Raw genomic sequence first — 22,715 nt, forward strand, 5'->3', positions numbered from 1 at the left:
CTACTTATCAACACGACTACGGTCGCGGTGCTGGTCGCCGTGGCCGTACTGGGGTACTCCGCATCGCACCGCCAGGAAGCCATGGCAAGCGGGGCACGGGAGGCCCAGCAGTTGGCCCTAGCCGCGCAGCAGGTCAAATTCCGGGCGGCGGACTTCAACGGCTGGCAGACGGCATACGCACTGGACATCATCCGCGCCGTCCCCGGAGCCGCCGTCGATACTTCGGCCGGCCGTGCGAAGTTCCTCGACGCGGCGGCGAAGTTCGACAGGGAATTGGACGCCTTGGAACTGTTGTCCGCGTCGTCCGCGGCCGCGCAGAGCGTTGGCACCGTCAGGAACGCGTTCGCAGAGTTCATGACCGTCGACGAGGAGGTGGTAAAGCTGTACCGCAGCGGCGAGCCGGCGGACCGCAAGGCCGCCTCCGAACTCGTCCTCGGCCGGGAGATCGAGCTTTATGCGCGGATCGCCAGCGGTTGCGACGCCACCGCTGCGTTGTCGGCCTCGGCGGCGAACGCCAGCCTCGCCCGCCTCGAAGCGGTGGGAGCCACCACCCGGCGCTACATTCTGATTCTGAGCATCGTCGCCGCCGCCCTGGCGTTGCTCGGCGCGATACTCGCCGAAGCGCGGCAACGGGCGGTGACGCAGCGAATTAGAGAGGCTCAGCGGATGGCGAGCCTGGGACACCTGGCCGGTGGCATAACGCACGATTTCAACAATGTCCTTGCCATCATCCTCAACTACACCGACTTCGTCGCTGAAAAAGCTTCTCCCGAAGCCCGCAACGATCTCGCTCAGATCCGAAAGGCGGCGAAGCGAGCAGCCGGACTCACGGCGCAACTGCTTTGCTTCATTAGGCACGAGGCCGTCCAGCGGCAGATATTCGACATCAACACCGCGATCGCCGAAGCGCACGCCATGCTGGCGAGAACTCTCGGCGAACACATCGAGCTAGTGGTGGCGCCCTCGTCCGAGCCGCTGAAGGTCTGTGCGGACGCCGGTCAAATCCAACAGGTTCTCGTCAACCTCGCTGTGAACGCCCGCGACGCGATGCCCGACGGCGGCACATTGGTGATCGCCGCCAGCGCCGTCGAACTTGAGGAGAACCAGGCAAATGTTCACCCGCCGGTGAATGCCGGACGATATCTTCAGCTTCTGGTCACTGATACCGGTTCTGGGATGCCTCCGGAAACGGTGGCCCGCATCTTCGAGCCGTTCTTCACCACCAAGCCGAAAGGCCACGGCACAGGGCTCGGCCTCGCAACCGTCCTGGATATCGTCACCGCTGGTGGCGGCAGTATCGACGTCTGCTCCAAGCTCGGCATAGGCACGACGTTCCGTCTGTATTTCCCTGCCGTCGACATACCGTATGATCTCGAATCGTTAAGTCGCACCGCTTCGGCGCCGCCGCGTGGTCACGGCGAAAACATTCTGGTCGTCGAGGACGAACCGGCCCTGGGCGCGAGCGTCGCCCGCATTCTCACCGCCGGCGGATATCGGGTCCGGGCCGCTGTCAGTGGTCCCGATGCCCTGGCCGCGTACGCCTGCGACGGCTGCGACCTGCTGATAGCCGACGTCGTCATGCCTGATATGTCAGGCTCACGTCTGGCCGAGATCCTGCACCGCACCGACCCCCGGCTGCCGGTGCTCTACATATCCGGTTACGTCGACGGCATCCTCGGCCCTAACCGTCTGTGTACACCCGAAAGTAAAGTGATCGAAAAGCCCTTCACTGCCGACCAGCTTCTCGCCGCGGTCAGCGACGCTCTGGCGGGGAACCGGGCAGAAGCGGTGTAGCAAATGATCAGCCGAGATCGGCGTACCGGTCAGATGGGAACGCGACATGTCGGGTGCTGATCCCGACCGCTCAGTGGAGCCGCCGGATCTCGCGACGAAGGTCGGCCGCCGGCGCTTCATCAAGGATGACATCGGACAGCGCCGCAGTAGTCTCTGCTCGTGAGTTCCCCCGTTTCGACGGAGCGGTTGATCTTCCCCGAGTGAGCACGATCAGTGTCGAGACCGTCCGGCGGATCCTGCACTCACAAGGGTCACCTGGCAGACGTCCAAGACGTGGAAAGCCAGCAACGGCCGGGAACTTCTCCCGTATCCCTACTGCGTTGCGGGCCCGTTCAAAGCACTCGCCGAGAAGTACGGCAAGTTGATCGACACGATGGGCAACTGGGCGGACCAGCTACGCGAGCAGGGCTCGAGATCCCGGTCGGCCGGCAGAGAAGGCCTGAGCACCAGGAACGGGTCGGACAACAGCGGGCGCTTCGCTATACCTTGATCGGGAAATCACGGCGGCCAATCCTTCTCCGCGTCAGCTGACGAACGGACGGCAGGGTAGGCCGGTTTACTCGCCTGGGTCGCGACCGGTTCGGTTCGAGGCGACGAGCGGAAGGGGTGGCGCGATGCGTCGCAGGGTGTTGTTGGGGTCGGCGGCGGTCGGCGCGGCCGGGCTCGTTGGCTGGCGGCCAGGCTCTTCCCTGGCAGCGACGACCGGGGCGACCTCCCGGGGCGGGTCCAACTACGGCTGGTACCAGATCGATGGCTGCAACCGGGAACCGTACGGCGTCGTCAACTCGTTCCACAAAGCCCCGGACCTGATCCGCAGCCAGCTCGCCGCGATGCGTGCGGCCGGCCAAGCACGACTGCGGGTGCATATCATCCACCGACACCGCCCGGACACCGGTACCGCCATGGACTCCACCGGCGGCAACATCTCCGCCTCGAACCGGCAGAACCTGACCGATCTGCTGCGCGCGATCGACGACGCCGGCTTCGTCGAGATCCAGGTGGCGTTCATGCCTATCGGCGACAACGCCGCATACAACTGGTCGAGTTGGAATGACGACATGTACCAGGAGAACTGGAACCTGATCGCCAACCTGCGCCCGATCATCGCCGGCTCCGGCATCCATTACCGGATCGACCTGTGCAACGAGGCGGTGCCGACGAAAAGCCAGCCGGTCCTGCTCGCCTACACACAGCGGCTGTGGAACGACTACACCAACGCCTTCGACAAGAAGGACACGGTCGGGTTCTCCGCCATCGGCTACGCCGGCCGGATCGAGAATATCCCCAAGGTGTACGGGAACAACCCGCCGTACCTGTTCGACTTCCATTTCTACCGGCGTAACGGGGTCGACGAGGGCTCCTTGTTCACCACCGCACACAACATGATGAACCAGTACGGCTACACCAAGCAGGGCTGGACGATCGGCGAGGTGTTCAACAACGACCCGACTGCGGCCAGCACGCTGCGGCAGGCCATCGACAGCACCGGCCGGACCGTGTACTACCTCTTGCAATGGCCACGGCAAGCGCCGAGCATCGACGTCCCCGACCCCACGTGCCCCGACGCAACCGTCCCGCCGCCCCCGGTCAACTTCGGGGCCTACATCGCACAGGGCTTCTAGCCAGACGAAGGAGTGCCAGTATCGATCGAAACGATCTCGGCCCTCTCTGTCTTCGGGTATTCCCGTTCAGCGCCACCGCACTGTTCGCGGACCTGGTCGACGCCGCCGGCGGCGGGCTGGGGCCGCGATGTCTACCTCCGCGTGGCGGGCGACCGGCATGTCGTCGAGGCACGGGAAGGAGGCACGGACGGCGCTGTGCGAACGTGGGAACCACCGACGGAGCAGGACGCGCGTGCCTGGTGGAGAGCCTGCTGGACGACGATGACGGCTGGCGGGAACTCACCGGCCGGCCCTAGCCTCTCCCCCGGCCCGTTTCACCGTGAGGTCGTCGATCCCCGATCCGGATGTGCCGACCCGAGGTAGCGCATGGCGGTTTTCACCGAGACTCCAAAAAGCGGGTCATCCACCGGGCAGCCGGATTGCGGCGGCGGCCACGCCCACGCAGTACCTGCGCCCAGCACTGCGTCTCGATACCGAACTGGCCCGGCAACGCCGCGGCAAGGCGGTGCACCAGCACCGTCAGCCGCCGGATGGTCTCGCTGAGCGTCGCCGGATCCCATCGGCATGCCTTACCGTTGCGTACGTATTCGCCGAGCAAGACGAACTGGGCCTTACCGAGCTGATCTGACTCGACGACAACCCGCATCCCGCGCTCGGCGAACTGCGCGGCTACCTCAGCGCCAGGCGAGTGCATACACGGGGTGAGCTGGTGTGGCTGCCGACGTGGGCCGCCGAGGCGGTGGAGGATTCGTTCACTCGGTGAACTCGCAGAAGGACAGCGCCTTGTCGAAGCGCCCGGCGGCGAGGTCCTCGTGGCGAATCAGGAAGCGCCCGTTGATGTATTCCTCGTTCGGCACGGAGAACTGGGCGAGCGGCACCCACTCGCGCATCACCCGGTGCTCTGCTTCCGCCCAGTGGTAGAGCCGTTCGGGGCCGGGCGGAAGACCTGTCTCGTCAACCTCCGCCAACTGCGTCTCGGGGCTGTCCTGCGCCGAGATGGAATACCCGCCGACGAGGAAGTCCTCGCCGATCCAGGACTTTTCGCCCGGCCAGAGGCGCTGGACGAGAGCGATGAGTTCAGCGCAGTGCGGCATGTCCCGGGTCAGGTGTTTCTGGAAGTCGGATCGCCCGTCCTCGGCCCCGTCGAGCCAGTCCGGCAGGTTCGCCTCCACCCTGGCGAAGAGGTCGTGTTCCGGGCCGAACAGAGGTTCGTCGTCGAACTCGTCGACCGGCGCTTCGGCAACCACTGTCTCGGTGCCCGCGGGCACATACACGACCCGGGCAAGCTTCTGCTCGTCGGCAATGGAACAGGACTCGACCGCCGCCGTGGGTGCCAGGAAGAAGAGCAGCGAGCCGGCCTCCGGGAGGGCGAAGCCGGCAATCCTCGGCAGCGCCGCGCAATCGAGGGAGGCCATGAACGCCAGGGGCGCACCCGGCGATACGGATGGCCAGGACGTTCCCGCCGGCAGATGAGGCAGCCCGCCGAACTGTCCGGCACGAATGCCGTCAGGCTGTTCGCCGGCGCGGATCCGAACCCGGATGAGGTCGGCGAACCGGGCCGACTCGTCCTCCGGTACCCCCAGTTCGGTCGCTGCCTGCCGGAATTCGCGGTGATAGTCCATGACGGCACATAGTGGCAGACCGATGGCAGATCAGAATCTTGGGCACTGCGTAACCTCGCGCATCTTTGCCCGTCATGCCCTACCGCGGGATCGGCTCTAGTGGGTGAGCCTTCGCGGGCGCGCTTCCGGCGCTCATGCGTGATCGTCTTGCACTGGATGGAGGATCGGGTCGATCTTCTCGAGCATGTCGATCAACTGGCGTGCGCCACAGTGGATCTGCTCATCAGCACCTCTGGACAACGCTGCACACTCCCGCAGAGCAGCATCACGCTCACGGGCGAACACCATGAATACGTCAAGCACCGCGGTATGGATCCAATCGGCGTGGTTGTCATCGGCCATGGTGAGTGCTGAGGCGACCACCGTGAGCCCGACCGAGTCCTGACGCCGGAGCAGTGCCGTCGCCGTCTCGCGCGTGACGAACGTGTCTCCGGCGTCGAGCACGAGGCCCAGCAGCGCTTCGCCGGCCTCGGGCACCTCGGCGAAGCTGGCAAGACCGCGCCCTGCGTCTGCCCGATCGCGGTAGTGGGGACTTCCCGCAAGGCCGATTAGCGCCGCCACCACTGCGCGTCGTGCTTCGTCGCTCATCGCCGCATTCTTTCGCAGCCACCGCAGCGAACCCATCCGAGCCACGGATGATCACATAGCGTGGGTTAGCGCGACGAAGTCTTCACGGACGACTCTGGTCGTCGGGTGGTCGTCGCTGAGCACCCGCCGGCAGTCGTGCTCCGCGTTCCCGGCGATCGTCTGAAACTCGGTGTTGGACGCTCGCCACGCTGACCAGCACGTGCGCTCTCGTATACGGCTGCAGAAGTTTTTCACCGCAGGCCCCTTGCCGCTCTGACCGAGCGGTTCATCTGTCCCGCCGCCGGCCCCACCGACAGATGACGCTGCGCCGGGGACAGATGGATATCCAAGATGGACGTCGGCGGTCACCGGACCGCCGATGACATTCGTCGAGAGGATGCCGTCGATGAACCGACGCAGATTGCTGACCCTTCCCCTCCTGGGGGCGGCCGCCGCCGGGACGGGTGCGCTGAGTCTTCCCGGCGCGGCTCTCGCCGCACCGGTGAAGATCCCGCTGGTCTGGCAGACGCAGCTGCAGGACAACTGGTGCGGGCCGGCGTCCCTGCGCATCGCGTCCTCCGCTTGGTACGACGACGCCGACCTGCCCGGCCAGAGAGAGCTCGCGAACCAGATCGGCACCGACTCGAACGGCAGCAACCGCTTCCAGATGTTGTACGGCACGGAATATGTCTTCGGGCGGTACGCCTACGAGCTTGAGGACGTCGAGGACGAGGGCGGACTGCGCAGTTCTGTCGATTTGCGCGAGGAGTTCTGGGGCCGGATCAAGAACAGTATCAGCCAATGGACGCCGCCGATCGTGAACGTGGTGGTGCCGGCAATCAGCCCGTACAAGCCGGACAAGTGGACCAACGACCACGAAATTGACCACTGGTTCGTCATCTACGGCTACGATCCCACGAACCGCATCGTCTACATCATCGACCCGGCTTCGACTTGGCCTGGGTACAACCCGAATCCCACGTACGGCATCCGCTTCGATTACCTGTGCCAGCTCGTGATGAAGGCATACCTGTACGCCTTCTGAGCTTTCGGGGTCAGGGTCAGGGCGGTGCCAGTCCGCTGGTGGCGAGCAATCCGAAAGCGTGCTCGTCGCGTGCGGTGGCCCGGTGGATCGGTTGCTGTGGACACGGGAGTGACCTCGACTCCGACGCTCAGTAAAATGACCCCGGTCGATGGGCTGGGGGGCGAGCGGGGTGGACGGGACGGATCCGTGGTGGCAACGGGTCGACGAGGCGGCGCAACTTCTCGTCTCGACGGTGAACGCGGCCGCCGCGAAGGCCGGCAAGGACGGCGTCTACACACCGCCGCCCGGCCGGCCGGATCCTCGCCGCCGGCGCCGTCCGGCATCGTTGCGGCACCTCGCCGAGGTGATCCGTACCCATCGGATGGCACCCAGCCTGGCTGTCGACAAGGACATCGTCGGCGGCGTCCTCGCCGGCGAGCTGCGGTACCTGACAGATCCGGTGGCGGTGGTGGCGGTCGCCCGGGCGGCACACCACATCACCGGAAGCACGTTCGGCGACGAGGACGCCCGGCGTCTCACCGTCGCGGTCGAGCACCTGAACATTCTGATCGCCCAGGCGAGGGAGGCCGACGTCCGTGCCCCGGCCCTGCTGCCCGTCCCGCGCGCGTCGGCCGGCCTGATCGTGGACGCCAGACCCGTTCCCCGGCCGCCAGGGCGGCGCCGCCGGGTGCCGGTCCGCGGCGTCGCGGTGGTGGGTGCACTGGTCGCAGTGGCAGGTGGCTTGGCGTGGGCGTTCGCCTGGCCGGAGGAGGATCACGCCTGCCGGGAGGGTGTCGTCGGCGACGAGATCATCGCTGACGCCTCCACGGTGTTCGACGACGACCAAGCCACCCGGCTCAGTCCTACGCTGGACTTCGACGCGATGAATGGATCCGCCCGCTACGCCAGCCGTCAGGGCCGCATCTACTACTGGGGCCGTGCCGGTTCCGACGATGCCACTCCGCACGCCGGTGGCACCCGTGTCCGGTGGAGGATCGCGGACGGGCCGTGGCACAGCTGCGCGTCGCCGCTGCCGCTGGCGGAACGAGGCTACATCCACTCCCCGGCCGTCTCGACCACGATCGGCGGCCAGCCGGTGACGATCCAGGTCTGCCTCTGGCGCGACGAGCCGAACCGGGAGAACTGCACGGCGGAGATAGCCACCGGCTGATCCAGGCGGATAGCTACCGGCCGCTCGACGATAATCCTCCCCGGAGTTGCCGAACCCCGATGAGGTGCCCCAGGTAGCCGTTCTGTCCCAGACACGCGTGCTCAGCGGCAGATCCGGGGTGGCGAGCAGATGCGTCGTACGCGTCGCTGACTGCTGGCCGTTCCACGTCCCAAAGCGTGTTCCGCGGCGTACCGCAGCTTCGCATCAGCCCCGTGGCGGCCAGATCGGCGAGCTGGGCGGGGGGGGGTAAAGGTGTCGGCGACCAGCACCGCCGTGCCGGCCAGCAGTTCCCGGTCCTGGGCGTAAGGGTTCGGGAGGCTTGCGTCCGGCCGGACGGTAAGGGTGTCCCCAGTACTGCGGCCACAGGGTGGCCAGACCAGCACCGGCGCCCGGCCCGGATCACTCAGCAGCGTCCGCGCAAACGCGACAAACCAAACTAACCATCCAGAAACTTTCCTAGGCTCGGTCTGCGAGCACCGTCCCGGCGCATCGACAGTAGGAAATGTTTACGTAATAATGTTTACAGAAAAGCAACGCGTATCGCCCGTCGCAGTAGATCGAACCACTCCATACGAGAGGACGTTCTCCGTGACAATGAATGCAGGTTTCGCGGACCGAGCGCTGCCACGCAGCCGCCGGCGCCTCATGGTCCTCCTCACCGCGGCCGTTACCGCACTCGTCGGCAGCGCGGTCGTCCAGCAGCAGCCCGCACAAGCCGCGTGGAACCTCGTGTGGGCCGACGAGTTCAACGGGTCCGGCGCGCCCAGCAGCGCCAACTGGAACTACAACGTCGGCAACGGCCTCAACCCCGGCCTCAATGCCTTCGACGGCTGGGGCAACGGCGAGTGGGAGTGGTACCGCCCCGAGAACTGCACCCAGTCCGGCGGCAACCTCGTGATGCGCGCCAACTGGCTCACCACGCCCATCACGGTCAACGGCCGCAACTTCTACCAGACGTCGTGCCGCATGACGACGGACACGAAGAAGTCCTTCCAGTACGGCCGGATCGAGGCGCGCATGGCGCTCCCGACCGCCACCGGTTCGTGGCCGGCGTTCTGGATGCTCGGTGACGCGTGCGACGAGACGTCCACGAGCGCCTACAACCCGGCGCAGACGTACTACGACCGCCTGCCCACCAACTGGGCCAGTTGCGGCGAGGTCGACATCATGGAACACGCGAACGCGAACGCGACCGTCACGAACAACATCTTCTGGGATCTCCGGACCGGCGTGTTCCCGTGGACAGCGGGTCAGAACGCCAACTACGTCGCGAACCCCGCCGTCAACAACCCCGCGGCCTTCCACGTCTATGCGATCGAGTGGACGGCCGCGCAGATCCGCTGGTACGTCGACGGTGTGCAGACGCACGTGATCGACACGACACCGGCGACCTTGGAGGAGTTCCGCAAGCCGTTCCACATCATCTTCAACCTGGCGCTGGGCGGCACGTACCCCGGACAGAACCCCGTGCAGAGCCAGTTCCCGCTCACCGCATCGATCGACTACGTGCGCTACTACCAGGACGGAGGCACGACGCCGCCTCCCACGGGCGGACCCGCGACGCAGGTCAACGGGCCGGGCGGCAAGTGCGTGGACGTGGCCGGAAACGACACGGGCGGCAACGGCGCGGCCGTGCAGCTGTGGACGTGCCAGGGGCCCTCTCTCTCGAAGGACCAGCAGTGGAGCTGGGACGGCCCGACCCTGCGGACGCTGGGCCGATGCCTCGACGTCGCCAGCGCGGGTACGGCCAACGGCACGAAGGTCCAACTCTGGGACTGCAACGGCAGTGGGGCACAGAGCTGGGTCCAGGAAGGTAATCGGCTGCGCAACCCGAACTCCAACAGATGCCTGGACTCCCCGGGAGGCTCGACAGCGGACGGCACGCGACTGCAGATCTGGGACTGCAACGGATCGGCCGCACAATACTTCGTCAAGGCCGCGTGACAGCCGGCCGAGGGGCACGCTGACGGTCAGGACGCGGGAGCGGACAGGCTTCCGGCGCTTCACGAGGCGTATTCGCTCGAGATCTCGGTGGCGTAGTTCTTCCACAGTGGTTTCATGGTCTCGGCGTTGACCGGCTGCCCGGAATCGATCATCGCCTTGAAGTCGCGGAAGTACTGCACGTACAGGTCCGGCGTGAACGTGTTCAGCATGACCGCGTTCACGTCGCCGACGTTGGCGAACGTGTGCGGCGCCCCGGTCGGCACGATGACCCAGGTGCCCGGCCCGGCTTCGTACTGCTCCTCGCCGACGGTGAACCGGAACGTCCCCGCCAGCACGTAGAAGCCCTCGTCGTGCTGGGCGTGGCGATGCTGCAGCGGGCTCGGCGTGCCCGGCGGAATGGTGACCTCGGCAAACCCCAGCCGGTGGTCGGTGTGCTCGCCGTTCTCCAGGATGCGGATCTGCTGCGCCCCGCTGCCGAGGATCTCGCCCTCACCGGGGCGGACGATGTTGACCTTCGCCACGACTTCTCCCATTGCTATTGCCTGCCTTGGTCACCACCATCCTGTTCCGGGTCGGGCGTGCGCGTCTTGGTCGTCCGCGCACGGTTGCTGGTCACCAGTGCGCGGGCGTTGTAGCCGTACGTCGTCTTGAAGAGCTTGCTGAAATGGGTGGGATCGGAGAATCCCCACCGGGCGGCCACGGCGGTGACCGTACCCCCGTTTCCGGTCAGCTCGGCCCGGCAGCGCTCCAGGCGGCGACGCCGGATCAGGGCCGCGACGGTGAGCGGCTGGTCCTCGAACAGCTTGTGCAGCCGGCGTACGGAGATGTGGTGGGCGGCGGCGATGCCGGGTGGGGACAGATCGGGATCGGCCAGCCGGGCCTCGATGTAGCCGGCGATCCGGTTCCGCAGCCACTCGTCCGGGGCCGGTTGCTCGTCGCCCAGCCGGGCCTCCAGCGCGACCGCTATCAGCTCGATGACGGCCGCCGCCGACCGCAGCGCCTCCGCCTCGCGGAACTCGGTCGCCGACCGTGCCGACTCCCGAGCCAGCACGGAGACGAGAGCGCCCGGACCGCGGCTTCCATCGATGCGTTTGCCGATGAGCCGGTCGATCTGCGCGGGCCGGATCCGAAGCTCCCGGCGCGGGACCAGGATGGTGACGTGCACCGCGGCGGCGCTCTCGAACCGGAGCGTACGCGTGGGATCGAGCAGCACCAGGTCGGCCGGCCCGAGCTCGGCGGCGGCGTGCCCCTGCTCGATCCGCGTCCGGCCACGGATCATCACCTTTACCGCCAGGTTCTCGCCGTCGGAGGCGTCGCGCTGCCGCCCGATACAGGCGCTCTCGGGTGTTTCGAGGGAGACCAGCCGCAGCGGCCCGAGGTCACGGGTGGAGATCCGGCCCCGGAAGTCGGCCCCGGCCAGCTTGTTGACCAGCGGCGGAAACCCGCTGGCGGCCAGCTCGTCCTGGAACGTCTCGAGGTTGCCGATCACCGGCCAACGATAACGGCGACAGTTCCTGTCTGGTTCAACCCGTGGACATGCCGATGAGCACTCGCGGCGGTTTCGCGCTGCCGTCACGGCTTCGTGCCTTCGGTTCAGCCGCGCGCCTCGAAGGAGGCGTTGACACCGAGCGCGAGCAACACGCGGCAGAGCACCGCGTATCCGGAGGCATCACGGTAGTCGTCGTACTTGCGGGCCTTGCCGCCGATCGGGCGCACCTTCACGTGGCCGGGCCGCAACTCGATGCGTTCGATCGCGTCCCATGGCGTGATCGTGGTGTCCTTGGGGCCCGCGAGTCCCTCGAGGGACACCCGGAAGTCCTTGCGTACGACTGTCGCGCCGCCGCGGACCGTCTCGACCAGCCGTGCCACGACCAGGGACACGGCCCAGTCGGTCATCAGGTCGGCAATCGAAGGAAAACGGGGAATGGCCGTGCCGACCGAGGCCGGAACGAGCGCGGCGATCAGTCCACCGACCGGGCCGAACGGGTCGAGCGCGTTGCGGTACTTCCCGGTGATCAACACGGTGCGGCCATCGGCGGTGGTGAGTCGGAAACCCTCGTAGTCCCACGACGACTGCGATTCCGAGCCGGATGAGGTCCACGCGTCGACCACGTCGATGACCTCGCTCGAGCGCACCACACGCGGATGGCCGTCCGGGTCGACCTCAGCCAGGCCATCGCGGTATCCGTACAGCCATCGGGTGAAGCGGCCACGGCGGGAGATCACGAGAAACATCAGGCAGTAGCCGCCGGCCACCAACGGGGTGACGGACAGGAGAGGCAGTGCCTCCCGCGGGCCCCACACGACCACCAGGACCAGCACGACGAGGAACATCGCGGCGGGAGCGAGTAGGCGCAGCACCCGCCGTACGCCCAGCGGTGGGGTTATCTCGGTCTGGTAGATGCCGAGTGGCTCGCCCAGCCCGAGTGCATGACCGAGATGGGCGGCGTGCTGCCAGTCGGCGGCGTGTCGTGCTTGTTGCTCTGCTGTCCGGCGCTGGAAACCTTGGTCCAGTCGCTGTCGCGCTTCGGGACTCATTCCCATACCGACCTGGGTAGCACCGCCCGGCAAGCGCCCCGCTCCTCATGAACGAATCTCCGGACGGCCCTCGCGACGCCGCGGCAAACAACCTGATCCACCGGCTCGAACGCGTCACCGGCCCCTTCCACCAACGTCTGCAGGTTAGACCGACCGCTGCGACAAAGAGGACTGTGAAAAGCCGGTAGGTTTCTCTCATGACGGAGACGGTCGCCGGCCGTTATCGGCTGGGGCGGGCGCTGGGGCGGGGTGGGATGGGCGCCGTGTGGGTCGCACACGACTCGCTGCTCACCCGGGACGTCGCGGTCAAGGAGATCCTGTTCCCGGCCGCCGGTGCTGGCCCTGCCGACCCCGCGGATCCGCTGGTGAAGAGGGCTTTACGGGAGGCTCAGGCAGCGGCCCGGCTTCGTCATCCCGGCATCGTGACCGTGCATGACGTGGTCATCGAGGACGGGCGGCCGTGGATCGTCATGGAACTCGTCGGCGGGCGGTCGTTGGCGCAAGAGATCCAGGAACGCGGCCTGCTGACCCAGCAGCGAACCGCAGAAATCGGGTGGCGGGTGCTCGACGCGCTCGGGGCGGCACACCGTAGCGGGATCCTGCATCGTGACGTCAAGCCCGCCAACATCCTGCTCGACGACGACCGGGTGGTGCTCACCGATTTCGGGATCGCCGCGATCGAAGACGCCACAGTGCTGACTCACACCGGGCAACTGGTGGGATCGCCGGCGTTCATGGCACCCGAGCGCATCAATGGTGAGCCGGCTACGGCCGCGACCGATCTGTGGGCCCTGGGAGTGACGCTCTACCAGACGGTGACCGGGCACTCGCCGTTCCAGCGTGATGACATGCAGGGCACACTCGCCGCGATTCTCACCAGCAAACCAGCCGCACCGGCACACTCCGGGCGCCTGTGGCCGGTGATCAAGGGCCTGCTGGAGAAGGATCCACGCCGGCGGCTCACCGCTGAACCGGCTCTGAGGCTGCTTGCCGCCGTCGCGCATCATCCCGAGCCGGTGGTGCTGCGTAAACGACGGCGCCGGACACCATGGTCCTCGGCGGTGACGATGGGAGCCCCGCCGGTCACGGTGGCGGCGGACACCGCGCCGCTACCACCGACCCCCATCGATGCTGTCACCGCACTCGTGCCGCCCTTCCGGCGGCGCCGGCCCTGGACCGCGATCGGCGCCGCCATAGCAGTGACCGCTGCCGTGACCGTGGTGGTCGTAGCGACCAGGTCGGATGACAATCCGACGGCCGCGCCACCCAGCCCGCCACCGTCCAGCGCGCCGTCCGTGACGCCACGGGCGCTGGAGCGCAACACACTCACCGGGCATGGCGACGTCGTGTTGGCAGTGGCTTTCAGCCTGGACGGCAAGATGCTGGCCAGCGGAGCCAGTGACCGGACCGTACGAATCTGGGACACCGCCACCGGCCGGTCGATCAGCACCAGCAAAGAGCACCGTGGCAAGGTGCTCGATCTGGCTTTCAGCCCGGACGGCAGCAGGCTCGCCTCCGCCGGTGACGACGCCTCGGTACGGCTGTGGCAGACCGATACGTGGAAGCCGGTCGCCCAGTTGGAGCTCGAGATCGAATCGGTGCAGGCGGTGGCGTTCAGCCCCGACGGTACGACCATCGCAGCAGGTGGCCTGGGCGGGCCGGTGGTCCTGTGGGACACCCGCACTCTGACCGAGAGGACGCGCCTGTCAGGACATCGCGACGACACGTACGACCTGGCTTTCAGTCCGGACGGGAAAACCCTGGCCAGCAGCGGAGAGGACGGTACGGTCCGGGTCTGGAACCCGGACGACGGGACACTGCTCAGGGCGCTGGCCGCCCCGGGAAGCATGCTGGGCGTCAACTTCAGCCCGGACGGCACGCTGCTCGCCGCGGGCGGTACCGGCGGCAAGGTACACCTGTGGGACACCGCCGATTGGCGTACGGGCACGGCGCTCGCCAACGCGGACGCCCAGATCGAGAGCCTGGAATTCAGCCGCGACGGCGCCTGGCTGCTCGCCGGAGCCGAGTCCGAGCTCGGGGTGTCGGTGTGGCAGATCGCCACCGGCCGGTTGATCCGCGAGGTGGGGGTCAACGACGAGTGGCCGATGATCGTCCGCATCAGCCCGGACGGCACGAATGTGGCAACCGGCACCGACCATCACCTCGTCCGCCTCCTTCCCTTGACCGACTTCACGCACGGCTGACGAGGGCGGCACCATTGCCGTGTTCGACCGGGAGATTCGTTCGGCCCGACCATGCGGCATGGTCGGATGTTGAGCCGCTGCGGCATCGGTCGCAACAACAGCCCGGTCGCGTTCCTCGAGCAGCACGGCCTGGCCGAAACGGGCCTGCGCCTCGGTGCGGGTCCTGCCACGGCGGCTCCTCCCGCGTCACTTATCCCTGCATCGGTACGCTGCCGGCCGGCGTAACGATAGAGGGAATCGGACGGTCGCCTCTGTCGGCCGGGTGTGTCCGGCGGGCACTGCATATGCGAGATTCAGGCAGACCGCTTGACGTACGGGTCGAGCACCGCGGCCCGGTCGTCGACTGTCATGGTGGACAACATCTGGCGTGGGATGTCGGCACCTCCATCGGTGGTGAGCAGGCCGGGTGGGCAGAAGTCGGCGTCGAACGTCTTGCGGGCCACGCGCGTGCCGGTGTTGAGCTCGAAGATGTCGATGGTGAACCTCTGCCCATCGACGCGGACCCGCACGGTCCCGGTGTCCGTCTGGTAGCGGCACGTGCCGACCCGTTCACCGGATCTGGTTCCGGTGATGCAGGCCAGCAGTTTCACGTCCTCGGCGCGCTGTGGGTCCCATGCGGCGCCGCTGCGCACGACCAGGTATTCGCGGCTGTATTCCTTCTGGATGGAACGTCGCACGGCAATGGTATTCAAGCAAGACAATCGCGGCGCTCCTGGTCGGCCGTCGACCAGGGAAATGAACAAAGATATGTTCCGCCTGAGAAACCCCTGACCGGCGGCGGAGTGCGGTCATATGGCCGCACCCCGCCACTCGTCTCGCACAGGGAGCCCTATGGACCTGCACATCAGTTACCACACCTTCGGCCTCATCGACGGCGAAGACTGGCCGAACGAAGAACCGAAGGACAGCAACGGACTGGTGGCCGCCTACACCGCCGGCGCAGCCGTTTTCACCGGAATACACTCGGGCAAGATCTCTGTCGTCGTCTCCGCACTCGACACTGCCCCGGCACAGGCAGACTTGTCACGCCAGTGGGAAGAGATCGTCGAGCTGAGCGTCGCCGCCTCTTCCGGCCACCTGGTTGTCCGATCCTTCGACCATGAGCCGCGGCTGCCGCTGCTCAGCACGTCGGGACCAGGACGCTACCGTGCCCGCGTGCACGCGCAGGGCCGCGATACCGACATCGACGGCACCGCTTCCCGGCCCGTCGAGTTCTATTTGATCCAAGTATGGCCGGCGGCATTTGCCGAGGAGACAATTCACAGGCAGACCGACTATTACGGTGCCACCCGCCGCTCCGCTGCAGACGCCGCACTCAACAGGTCGAAGGAGCCCGACGGCGTCACCTTCGAGGAGTGGGTCGACGAGGACGACCTCGGCTAGCTGGAGCATCTCTTTCAGCGCAACGCGTCGCGCGATCGGTATGGCGTGTCCGCCCAGAATGTCCTTGCACTCTTCGCCCGACTCAAGCGTGGGGCGCCGCCGCCAACGGGGTACCACCGCTCGATGATTGGTGTGGTGCCGGAATGCTGGGGCAGTGCTGACGAGCGAGGTCATCCAGCAGGTCACCGGGTTCCGCGAACTGGCCGCAGGTCACAGTCCCGACGGTCGTTGAGGCCCACCAGGGTGTCGAGACCGTGTCGGCCCTTCTTGCGCGCCCGGAGGGTCATTCAACGAAGGCCTAGAAACCGGAGCTCCCGATTGTGTAGAACTTCCTGGTCAGGTCCGCAACTTGCTGCTTCAACTCCTTGATCTCCTCCTCCGCCTGCTCGATACGGAACTGGTGATCCGCCCGAACACGTTCTAGATCGGCAAGTTGGGCCCTCAGGTCTCCGTCGTCACTCACATCGTGACGATCGCACCCAGACCTTGCAGCAGTCCGGGGAACTCCTGGCGAACAGTCGCTTTCGTCAGCTCACCGCGTATGGGCGAGCCTTAGGAAGGCAGGGCCACGATCGACGCCCTCGGTTCCTCCTCGGCCGCGAACCGTGGCGTCTCCACTCCAGCGGCCTGCATGCGCCCGTCACCGCCCACCATGCCGCCCTTGACCGAGCCGGCCGTCTTCGCGTCGGCGAACGCCATGGGACCGTGGCAATCGCGGGCCCGACCGCGGGGGCCACGTCGCACGATCCTGCTCAGATGCGCCGAGCTCCGACCGATCTGATGCATGAGGTACGTACAAAGCCGGCGAAGGGCACCGATGGCGCAGCAGAACGCGAGACCGGGCGTCTCACCACCGGACGCGGTGTACGAGCTGCAGATGCCGACGCTGGCGACAGCCCGCGCCGCTCTGAACGGCTTCTACGGCCCACACTCCGAGGACGTCTGGCGCACTCTGCTGTTCGCCTCAGGACTCACCGGGCAGGAAACCGATGCCGCAGCCTTCCGCCGGCTGATCTCGGCCATGCAGGTCGCCGAACCGATGACCCGCCTGTGCGCCCGTGGTCTCACGGTGCGCGCCGCGGCGTACGAACGCCTCGTCGAGCCCATGAAGGGAAAGAAATGACCCGCATGAGCAGCCACGATCAGGCTCCACCGGCTCCGGACCGTTTGGAGATCATGGCCGGCATCGACCTGGACGACCCGGAACTGCGCCGCCGTCTGGACGGCATCGCCCAGCGTACGGCTGACCGGCTCGGCCAGCCGATCGGTCTGGTCAGCATGGTGCTGGACACCGCGCAGTTCTTCCCTGGTTCGTACGGGCTGCAGGGGTGGCTGGACGAGCTGGCCGGCACTCCCATCGAGTGGTCGTTCTGCGTCAACGCCGTCAAGTCCGGAACCGCGTACGTCGTACCGGATGCCGGCAACGACGCGGACCAGTCGGCCAACCCGCTGGTCACCATCGACGGCGTGCGCAGCTATGCCGGGGTCCCGATCGTGCTCGACGGGGCGATCCTGGGAGCGCATTGTGTCCTGGGTTCGGATCCGCACCAGTTCACCGACGCGGACCTCGCCGAATTGCACCGCAGCGCGCGGGAGATCAGCGAAGTGCTGCAGTCATTCCGCCGGCCTGGCTGAAACCGCAGCACGAAGGCAGGCGAATCCTGACGCGTCCTCGCGCGAATGGCCTTTGCTTGCCGGGGCCTTGGTGAAGCTGTTCCGGCAACTCCGAGAGTAAAACCACTGAAGAGCCGTGCAGCTGGAAGCCGGGTGGCGCCGCAGCGCGGAGCAGGCCATGTGATCGGCCACCGCCGGCTCAGCGGTCACGGCGTTGTTCACCGCCACGTCGGCGATATGCGTGACCGGGCTGGTCATCGTCGACACCGGCAGCTACTAGTCCGCGTTCGGTGAGGCCGTCACCCTGGGGCCACCGTCTGCATCGGTGACGTGCTCATCGTCGCCGGCGACCCCCGCAGTGTTCAAGCCTTCTAGGCGCTGCCCTGCCCACGCGTCGGCGACCAGAGTGGCTGTGAACAGGGCGGTCGCGGTTTTTGGCACCCGCAACGCCCCCCAGAGAACCTGATCCGGCGGGTGGCATGGTCGACGAGATCATCGGGACCCGCACGGTTGGCACACCGTCTGGCGGCAGTCGCTGCGGACACCTGTGCAGCCGTGTCCAGCGGTGTCCAGTTTCGAGCTCGACGCACCTTGCGGTCGCGATCATTCAGTCATGCCGGATGGCCCATCGAGGCCACAGACTCTCCGGCTGTCGAGATCGGGAGGAACGATATGGGTGCTGTACAGAGGGAAATGTCGTCGAAGGGGTGGGGGCGGCGTGGAGCAGTCGCCCTGCTGTTGGTCGCCGGAGTCACCGTCGGCGGCCTTTCTGCACAGTCTGCCGCCTACGCTGCCACGCTGTGCAACGGCCAGACAGCGACGATCGTCGGTGGCGCGGGCAACGACAACCTGATCGGCACGGACGGCCCGGACGTCATCGCGAGCCTGGGCGGCAACGACGTGGTGCTCGGTCTCGGCGGGAGCGATGTCATCTGTCTCGGCGACGGGAACGACATCGCTCAGGGCGGCGACGGCGTCGACGTCATCTTCGGCGAGGCAGGGCTCGACGTCATCAGCGGTGACGCGGGCAACGATGGACTGCTCGGCGATGCGGGCAACGACGCCCTGTTCGGCGGTGACGGCATCGACACTCTCACCGGGGGAACGGAGAACGACAACATCTATCCCGGCAACGGCAACGACATCGTCGTCGGTGGAGCCGGTAACGACGCACTGCTGGACAGCCCCGGCGACGACAACTACTTCGGCGGCGACGGCGACGACCAGATCAACGGGGGAACTGGAAACGACGTCGTGAACGGTGAAGGTGGCAACGACGTGGTCGCCGGCGGCGAGGGCAACGACACCCTGAACGGCGGCAACGGCGACGACTTCCTGTTGGACCCGGTCGGCGGGGACATCGGCGACGGTGGCGCCGGCACCATCGACCGATGCGACAACAACATCGACGTCAAGTCGAACTGCGAACTGGTCTTCTGAGCAGCCGGGTGGCCGCGGGCCGTTCCCGCGGCCACCCGTCAGTCCGGCATGGCAAGGCGAGCCTTGACCTTGCCGGCATCGGCATGTTCCAGGGCTTCCAACAGCGACAGAGCCAAACGCCATTGGGTACGGGCGGAGCCGGTGTCACCACGAGCGGCGTCGTGGTCACCGAGCCGTGTGCGCAGATCAGCCTCCAGATACCGGTCGCCGATCTCCTGGAACAGGGTCAGCGCCGCAGCTAGATATTCGGAAGCCTGCTCCGCCTGGCCCCGGCGGTGATAGGCCATCCCGACAGTGTCGAGCGTGTACGCCTGGGACGGCCGGTCATCGAGCTCCCGCGCCACGGCGAGTGCGGCAAGACCAGCCGCCAGCGCCTTGTCCTGATCGCCGAGTACGCCGTGGTACCAGCCGATGCCGTTGAGGGCGTACTGGACACCGATCCGGTGACCACAGGACTCGAACAGCGCCAATGCCAGCTCGGTGTGGTGCAGCGCTTCCGCAGGCCGTTCCTGCTGATCGAGCACCCAGCTGATGTTGAGATGGGTTCGGGCCAAGCCGGTCTGCGCGCCGATCTCGGCATGCAGACGCAGGGCCGTCTGGAGGTAGGACATCGCCTCGGTGTGCCGCCCCAGATGTGCGTGAGCTCGCCCGAGATAGCGGTGAGCACGTGCCTGACCAGCTGGATCCTTCAGTTTCCGTGCTGCTGCGAGCGCCATCTGCTGAGTGGCGATCTCGTCGGACCAGCCGTTGCCCCGATGCAGGAAATCGGTGAGCGCCCAGGCCAACTGGTAGGTGTACAAGTCGCGGCCCAGGTCGGCGGCACAGTCGATGGCGGCCCGCAGGTTGGCGTACTCGCGAGTGAACCAGGAACGAGCCCGGTCCGCGTCGGCGACCGTCTCGGGGCTCGTCCCGGGGGCGGCCTCCGCCGGCACGATCGGGTCGCGGTGCGGATTGATCAGCATGGCCGCGTCGTGAGCGCTGTGCAGGTAGTGGCCGAGAATCCGTTGGACCGCCTCGGTGCGCCGTTCCGGCGGCTCGGTCGCGGCCAGTTCCGTCGCGTATTCCCGCAACAGGTCGTGACAGCTGTACCGGCCGGGAAGATGTTCCTCGAGCAGACCGGCCCGGGACAACTCGTCCAGCGAGCTGCGTACCTTCGTGGTCGTGGTCGCCATCAGACTGGCCGCGGCGGCGATGTCCAGATCGGGCCCCGGATGCAGGCCGATCAGCCGGAAGAGCCGGGCCGCCGTGGTGCTCAGCTGCTGGTGGGACCACGAGAAGACAGACCGGATGTCGGCTGCCGGGTCACCGCTGCCCAGCGCGTCGAGGCGGTTGGCCGCGGACGTCTCCAACTGGTCTGCGAGGACACTCAGCGGTACGCCGGGGTCGAGAGAGGCACGCGCGGCGGTGACCACCAGGGCGAGCGGCAGCCGGGCGCAGGCCACCACGATCCGGTCGACCGCAGCCGGCTCGGCCGCGACACGTTCGGCACCGAGCCGCGCCGCGAGCAACGCCACCGCCTCGTCCCCGCGGAGTACGCCCAAAGCCAGGGGCCTGGCATCCTCCATGACGACGAGGTGCCGAAGTTCGTCCCGGCTGGTGATCAGCGCTGCACACCCGGCTGCGGCGGGCAGCAGGGGGCGGACCTGGTCGGCGGAGGCGGCGTTGTCGAGCACGACCAGGATCCGTTTACGAGCCAGCAGGCTGCGGTAGAGGTTGACCAGGCCTTCCACCGTCGTGGGGGCCTGGTGGTTCGGCACGCCGAGGGCTTCGAGGAACCCGCGCAGGGCCGTCTCCGGAGCGACCTGCTTGCCGCCGGGATCGAACCCGCGGAGGTTGACGTAGAGCTGGCCGTCGGGAAACGAGCGGACCGTCCGATGGGCCCAGTGCAGGGCAAGGGCAGTCTTGCCGACACCTGCCGCGCCGGAGACAGCGGAGATGATGACGGTGCGGCCCTTCGCACCGGGCCGGAGGAAGCCGTCAAGGGCGGTCAGAGCCTCGGCACGCCCGGTGAACGCGGGCACGTCGCCGGGCAGTTGCCTGGTCGTCAGCTGCGGCCCGGGCTCTGCCCGTGCACCGATCGACCCGTCGGTGACCCGGTCACGCGCCGTGCGCAGCGCGTCGACTTCGTCGGGGGTGGCACCGAACAGCCGGACGAGTGTGTCGAACCGGTCAGCTGACGGGACCGTCCTGCCGGTCAGGTAGGCACCCACGGTGCTGGCGGACCATCCGGTACGCACCGCCACCTGACGGTAGGTCAGGTCCGGCAGCCGCTGCCGTAGCGAACGCAACAGCTGTGCCAGATCACCGGCGGTCGACGCCGCCTCCGCGATCGTACGCAGGTCGCCGGTGTCTGCCGGGCCGTCAGTCAAGGATCCGCCCTTCCGCGGGGTCCGGCGCTTGGCCGATAGCCGGCCAGGTGACTGCCCTGCCGAGAACCGGCGCGGCGGCCGACAGGGCCGGTGGAGGTGAGGGAAGCAGCGACGCCCAGCCATGACCGTCCACCTCGTCGGCTAGCGCGCTCAACGGGAACGACGGCCGGGTGGCGGCGAAGGCAGCCGCAGCCGCCAGGGCCAGGGGTGTTCCCCGACAGGCTTCGACGATCCGGTCGACCGCGGCCGGCTCGTCGAGCAGGCGATCCGCACCGAGTCTCTGCTGCAGCAGCAGCCGGCTCTCCTCCGTGGAGAGGACACCGAGTGCCAGCGGCCGTGCGCCTTCGATGGCCACCAGACCGGTCAAGGCCTGACGACTGGTCACCACGACGAGGTTGCCCGGTGTTCCGGGCAACAGGGTCCGGACCTGCTCAGCGGTGACCGCGTCTTCCAGCACGATCAGACTGCGCCGCCCGGACAGCATGCTGCGTAAGAGGCTGGAGCGCCGGTCGCGTGACTCGGGCATGCCCGAAGCGGGCACTCCCAGGGCCTCCAGCATGCCGCGTACCGCCTTGTCGGCCGCCTCATCCGGGTCGGGGCCACCGAGTCGGGTGTGCAGTTGGCCGTCCGGGAACTGGTCGGCCATCTGCTGAGCCCAGTGCGCGACCAGAGCCGATTTGCCCATTCCCGCGTCGCCCCACACCAGCACGATGACCACCGCCTGTTGCCGGCTTCGGTCGCGCTGAGCCCTGTGCAGCACATCGAGGGCGGTGGCCCGCCCGACGAAGGACGGGACATCGGGAGGAATCTGCCGTGGCACCGGATGCGGTGGGCCAGTCGAGCCGATCCTCGTCAAGGTACGCCTGGCGTCGTCCACCCGGTCGCGGGCGGTCGCCAGCCGGCCGCGCTCGGAAGGGCTCGCCCCGAGCAGTGCGGCCAGGACGTCGAACCGGTCGGGTGAGGGAAGGATCCGGCCGGAAAGATACTCACCGATGATGCCGTGCGACCAACCGGCCAGGTCTGCGATCTCGCGGTAGGTGAGTTCGGGGCGTGACTGCTGCCGGGCCTGCCGCCTGCGTAACCGCCGCAGCAACGTGGCCAGTTCCTCCACGGTCCGCACGTCTGCCAGATCGACGCCGTCGGCCCGGAGCGCTCCGCCCGACTGCGAGTCCACCGGCACCCCCTCATAACCATAGATTCCTGTGAGTACAACCCAGGTGCGATGCTCCACTATAGATTGATATGCAACATTCACCCTACCGCGCTTGGTTGGCCGGCTCGGTAAGGCCGTCATGGAGCGCCATCGCAACCGAGAATCCTCGGCGAAGGAGTGGGGCTGCCCGATCACGATGACGGCCATGCTCAGCAGCGCGCCATCCCAGACCATCCAGATGTCCGGTAAGACCAGCACCCATCAACGCGA

The 22,715-nt window shown here is 67.2% G+C and carries 21 protein-coding genes; 10 read left to right on the forward strand and 11 right to left on the reverse strand.

Annotation, left to right across the window (positions count from 1 at the left end; genetic code table 11):
• The first annotated feature begins 27 nt into the window (after window positions 1-27).
• Window positions 28-1,794, forward strand: a complete 1,767-nt coding sequence (locus ACQPZW_RS25975) for an ATP-binding protein (RefSeq protein ID WP_433788624.1) — start codon at window positions 28-30, stop codon at window positions 1,792-1,794.
• Between the two features lie 614 nt (window positions 1,795-2,408).
• Window positions 2,409-3,416 (forward strand): hypothetical protein, encoded by a 1,008-nt coding sequence (locus ACQPZW_RS25980; protein WP_433788625.1) that lies wholly within the window; start codon window positions 2,409-2,411, stop codon window positions 3,414-3,416.
• Window positions 3,417-3,792: 376 nt separating this feature from the next.
• Here ACQPZW_RS25980 and ACQPZW_RS25985 read toward each other — a convergent pair whose 3' ends face one another.
• From ACQPZW_RS25985 to ACQPZW_RS25995, 3 genes are all read right to left on the reverse strand, one after another.
• On the reverse strand, window positions 3,793-4,062 hold the full coding sequence (locus ACQPZW_RS25985; RefSeq protein ID WP_433788626.1) for a hypothetical protein: 270 nt from the start codon (window positions 4,060-4,062) through the stop codon (window positions 3,793-3,795).
• Window positions 4,063-4,168: 106 nt separating this feature from the next.
• Window positions 4,169-5,038, reverse strand: a complete 870-nt coding sequence (locus ACQPZW_RS25990; RefSeq protein WP_433788627.1) for a DUF1963 domain-containing protein — start codon at window positions 5,036-5,038, stop codon at window positions 4,169-4,171.
• Window positions 5,039-5,170: 132 nt separating this feature from the next.
• A complete protein-coding gene (locus tag ACQPZW_RS25995; RefSeq protein ID WP_433788628.1) occupies window positions 5,171-5,626 on the reverse strand; it encodes a hypothetical protein in 456 nt (151 codons plus the stop codon).
• 358 nt (window positions 5,627-5,984) lie between these two features.
• Between ACQPZW_RS25995 and ACQPZW_RS26000 the strand changes: the two genes are divergently transcribed.
• The 3 genes from ACQPZW_RS26000 to ACQPZW_RS26010 all read left to right on the forward strand — a co-directional run bounded on the left by ACQPZW_RS26000 (window position 5,985) and on the right by ACQPZW_RS26010 (window position 9,744).
• Entirely contained in the window at window positions 5,985-6,650 is a 666-nt protein-coding gene (locus tag ACQPZW_RS26000; RefSeq protein WP_433788629.1) for a C39 family peptidase, read from the forward strand.
• A 148-nt stretch (window positions 6,651-6,798) separates the two neighbouring features.
• Entirely contained in the window at window positions 6,799-7,800 is a 1,002-nt protein-coding gene (locus ACQPZW_RS26005; protein WP_433788630.1) for a hypothetical protein, read from the forward strand.
• 594 nt (window positions 7,801-8,394) lie between these two features.
• Complete coding sequence (locus tag ACQPZW_RS26010) at window positions 8,395-9,744, forward strand: ricin-type beta-trefoil lectin domain protein (protein ID WP_433797627.1); 1,350 nt, start codon at window positions 8,395-8,397, stop codon at window positions 9,742-9,744.
• 59 nt (window positions 9,745-9,803) lie between these two features.
• On the opposite strand, the gene ACQPZW_RS26015 is transcribed toward ACQPZW_RS26010, so the two are convergent.
• The 3 genes from ACQPZW_RS26015 to ACQPZW_RS26025 form a co-directional block, all read right to left on the reverse strand.
• Window positions 9,804-10,265: a cupin domain-containing protein gene (locus ACQPZW_RS26015; RefSeq protein ID WP_433788631.1), complete on the reverse strand. Its 462-nt coding sequence runs from the start codon at window positions 10,263-10,265 to the stop codon at window positions 9,804-9,806.
• Window positions 10,266-10,279: 14 nt separating this feature from the next.
• On the reverse strand, window positions 10,280-11,233 hold the full coding sequence (locus ACQPZW_RS26020) for a helix-turn-helix domain-containing protein (RefSeq protein WP_433788632.1): 954 nt from the start codon (window positions 11,231-11,233) through the stop codon (window positions 10,280-10,282).
• A 104-nt stretch (window positions 11,234-11,337) separates the two neighbouring features.
• On the reverse strand, window positions 11,338-12,288 hold the full coding sequence (locus tag ACQPZW_RS26025; protein ID WP_433788633.1) for a hypothetical protein: 951 nt from the start codon (window positions 12,286-12,288) through the stop codon (window positions 11,338-11,340).
• Between the two features lie 191 nt (window positions 12,289-12,479).
• On the opposite strand from ACQPZW_RS26025, the gene ACQPZW_RS26030 reads away from it, so the two are divergent.
• Window positions 12,480-14,486: a WD40 repeat domain-containing serine/threonine protein kinase gene (locus tag ACQPZW_RS26030; RefSeq protein ID WP_433788634.1), complete on the forward strand. Its 2,007-nt coding sequence runs from the start codon at window positions 12,480-12,482 to the stop codon at window positions 14,484-14,486.
• Between the two features lie 293 nt (window positions 14,487-14,779).
• Here the strand turns inward: ACQPZW_RS26030 and ACQPZW_RS26035 are convergent, their stop codons facing one another.
• Window positions 14,780-15,163 (reverse strand): hypothetical protein, encoded by a 384-nt coding sequence (locus ACQPZW_RS26035; protein WP_433788635.1) that lies wholly within the window; start codon window positions 15,161-15,163, stop codon window positions 14,780-14,782.
• A 154-nt stretch (window positions 15,164-15,317) separates the two neighbouring features.
• On the opposite strand from ACQPZW_RS26035, the gene ACQPZW_RS26040 reads away from it, so the two are divergent.
• A complete protein-coding gene (locus ACQPZW_RS26040) occupies window positions 15,318-15,869 on the forward strand; it encodes a hypothetical protein (protein WP_433788636.1) in 552 nt (183 codons plus the stop codon).
• Between the two features lie 552 nt (window positions 15,870-16,421).
• Here the strand turns inward: ACQPZW_RS26040 and ACQPZW_RS26045 are convergent.
• Window positions 16,422-16,568 carry a hypothetical protein gene (locus ACQPZW_RS26045; RefSeq protein WP_433788637.1) on the reverse strand — a complete coding sequence of 49 codons (147 nt, stop codon included), beginning with the start codon at window positions 16,566-16,568 and terminating at the stop codon, window positions 16,422-16,424.
• A gap of 118 nt (window positions 16,569-16,686) precedes the next feature.
• Between ACQPZW_RS26045 and ACQPZW_RS26050 the strand changes: the two genes are divergently transcribed.
• Both ACQPZW_RS26050 and ACQPZW_RS26055 read left to right on the forward strand, forming a co-directional pair.
• On the forward strand, window positions 16,687-16,992 hold the full coding sequence (locus ACQPZW_RS26050; RefSeq protein WP_433788638.1) for a hypothetical protein: 306 nt from the start codon (window positions 16,687-16,689) through the stop codon (window positions 16,990-16,992).
• Window positions 16,993-16,997: 5 nt separating this feature from the next.
• Window positions 16,998-17,504: a GAF domain-containing protein gene (locus tag ACQPZW_RS26055; RefSeq protein WP_433788639.1), complete on the forward strand. Its 507-nt coding sequence runs from the start codon at window positions 16,998-17,000 to the stop codon at window positions 17,502-17,504.
• Here the strand turns inward: ACQPZW_RS26055 and ACQPZW_RS26060 are convergent.
• The gene (locus ACQPZW_RS26060; RefSeq protein ID WP_433788640.1) at window positions 17,484-17,741 is read right to left on the reverse strand and encodes a hypothetical protein; all 258 of its coding nucleotides are present in this window, start codon (window positions 17,739-17,741) and stop codon (window positions 17,484-17,486) included. The two genes, ACQPZW_RS26055 and ACQPZW_RS26060, sit on opposite strands and share 21 nt — an antisense overlap.
• A 435-nt stretch (window positions 17,742-18,176) precedes the next feature.
• On the opposite strand from ACQPZW_RS26060, the gene ACQPZW_RS26065 reads away from it, so the two are divergent.
• Entirely contained in the window at window positions 18,177-18,923 is a 747-nt protein-coding gene (locus tag ACQPZW_RS26065; protein ID WP_433788641.1) for a calcium-binding protein, read from the forward strand.
• Window positions 18,924-18,961: 38 nt separating this feature from the next.
• On the opposite strand, the gene ACQPZW_RS26070 is transcribed toward ACQPZW_RS26065, so the two are convergent.
• Together ACQPZW_RS26070 and ACQPZW_RS26075 are read right to left on the reverse strand one after the other, a co-directional pair.
• The gene (locus ACQPZW_RS26070; protein WP_433788642.1) at window positions 18,962-21,292 is read right to left on the reverse strand and encodes an ATP-binding protein; all 2,331 of its coding nucleotides are present in this window, start codon (window positions 21,290-21,292) and stop codon (window positions 18,962-18,964) included.
• A complete protein-coding gene (locus tag ACQPZW_RS26075; RefSeq protein ID WP_433788643.1) occupies window positions 21,285-22,703 on the reverse strand; it encodes an NB-ARC domain-containing protein in 1,419 nt (472 codons plus the stop codon). Before ACQPZW_RS26075 ends, ACQPZW_RS26070 begins: the two co-directional genes overlap by 8 nt.
• Window positions 22,704-22,715: the final 12 nt, after the last annotated feature.

It is taken from the genome of Actinoplanes sp. CA-252034 (assembly GCF_050956125.1).
GTDB lineage: Bacteria > Actinomycetota > Actinomycetes > Mycobacteriales > Micromonosporaceae > Actinoplanes.

Excerpts from the sequence above, each read along its gene's own strand:
- ACQPZW_RS25980 (WP_433788625.1), top strand. The coding sequence starts at position 2,409 with ATGCGTCGCAGGGTGTTGTTGGGGTCGGCGGCGGTCGGCGCGGCCGGG.
- ACQPZW_RS25985 (WP_433788626.1), bottom strand. The coding sequence starts at position 4,062 with ATGCGGGTTGTCGTCGAGTCAGATCAGCTCGGTAAGGCCCAGTTCGTC.
- ACQPZW_RS25990 (WP_433788627.1), bottom strand. The coding sequence starts at position 5,038 with ATGGACTATCACCGCGAATTCCGGCAGGCAGCGACCGAACTGGGGGTA.
- ACQPZW_RS25995 (WP_433788628.1), bottom strand. The coding sequence starts at position 5,626 with ATGAGCGACGAAGCACGACGCGCAGTGGTGGCGGCGCTAATCGGCCTT.
- ACQPZW_RS26000 (WP_433788629.1), top strand. The coding sequence starts at position 5,985 with ATGACATTCGTCGAGAGGATGCCGTCGATGAACCGACGCAGATTGCTG.
- ACQPZW_RS26005 (WP_433788630.1), top strand. The coding sequence starts at position 6,799 with ATGGGCTGGGGGGCGAGCGGGGTGGACGGGACGGATCCGTGGTGGCAA.
- ACQPZW_RS26010 (WP_433797627.1), top strand. The coding sequence starts at position 8,395 with ATGAATGCAGGTTTCGCGGACCGAGCGCTGCCACGCAGCCGCCGGCGC.
- ACQPZW_RS26025 (WP_433788633.1), bottom strand. The coding sequence starts at position 12,288 with ATGGGAATGAGTCCCGAAGCGCGACAGCGACTGGACCAAGGTTTCCAG.
- ACQPZW_RS26030 (WP_433788634.1), top strand. The coding sequence starts at position 12,480 with ATGACGGAGACGGTCGCCGGCCGTTATCGGCTGGGGCGGGCGCTGGGG.
- ACQPZW_RS26040 (WP_433788636.1), top strand. The coding sequence starts at position 15,318 with ATGGACCTGCACATCAGTTACCACACCTTCGGCCTCATCGACGGCGAA.
- ACQPZW_RS26045 (WP_433788637.1), bottom strand. The coding sequence starts at position 16,568 with ATGGCGTTCGCCGACGCGAAGACGGCCGGCTCGGTCAAGGGCGGCATG.
- ACQPZW_RS26050 (WP_433788638.1), top strand. The coding sequence starts at position 16,687 with ATGGCGCAGCAGAACGCGAGACCGGGCGTCTCACCACCGGACGCGGTG.
- ACQPZW_RS26055 (WP_433788639.1), top strand. The coding sequence starts at position 16,998 with ATGAGCAGCCACGATCAGGCTCCACCGGCTCCGGACCGTTTGGAGATC.
- ACQPZW_RS26060 (WP_433788640.1), bottom strand. The coding sequence starts at position 17,741 with ATGACCAGCCCGGTCACGCATATCGCCGACGTGGCGGTGAACAACGCC.
- ACQPZW_RS26065 (WP_433788641.1), top strand. The coding sequence starts at position 18,177 with ATGTCGTCGAAGGGGTGGGGGCGGCGTGGAGCAGTCGCCCTGCTGTTG.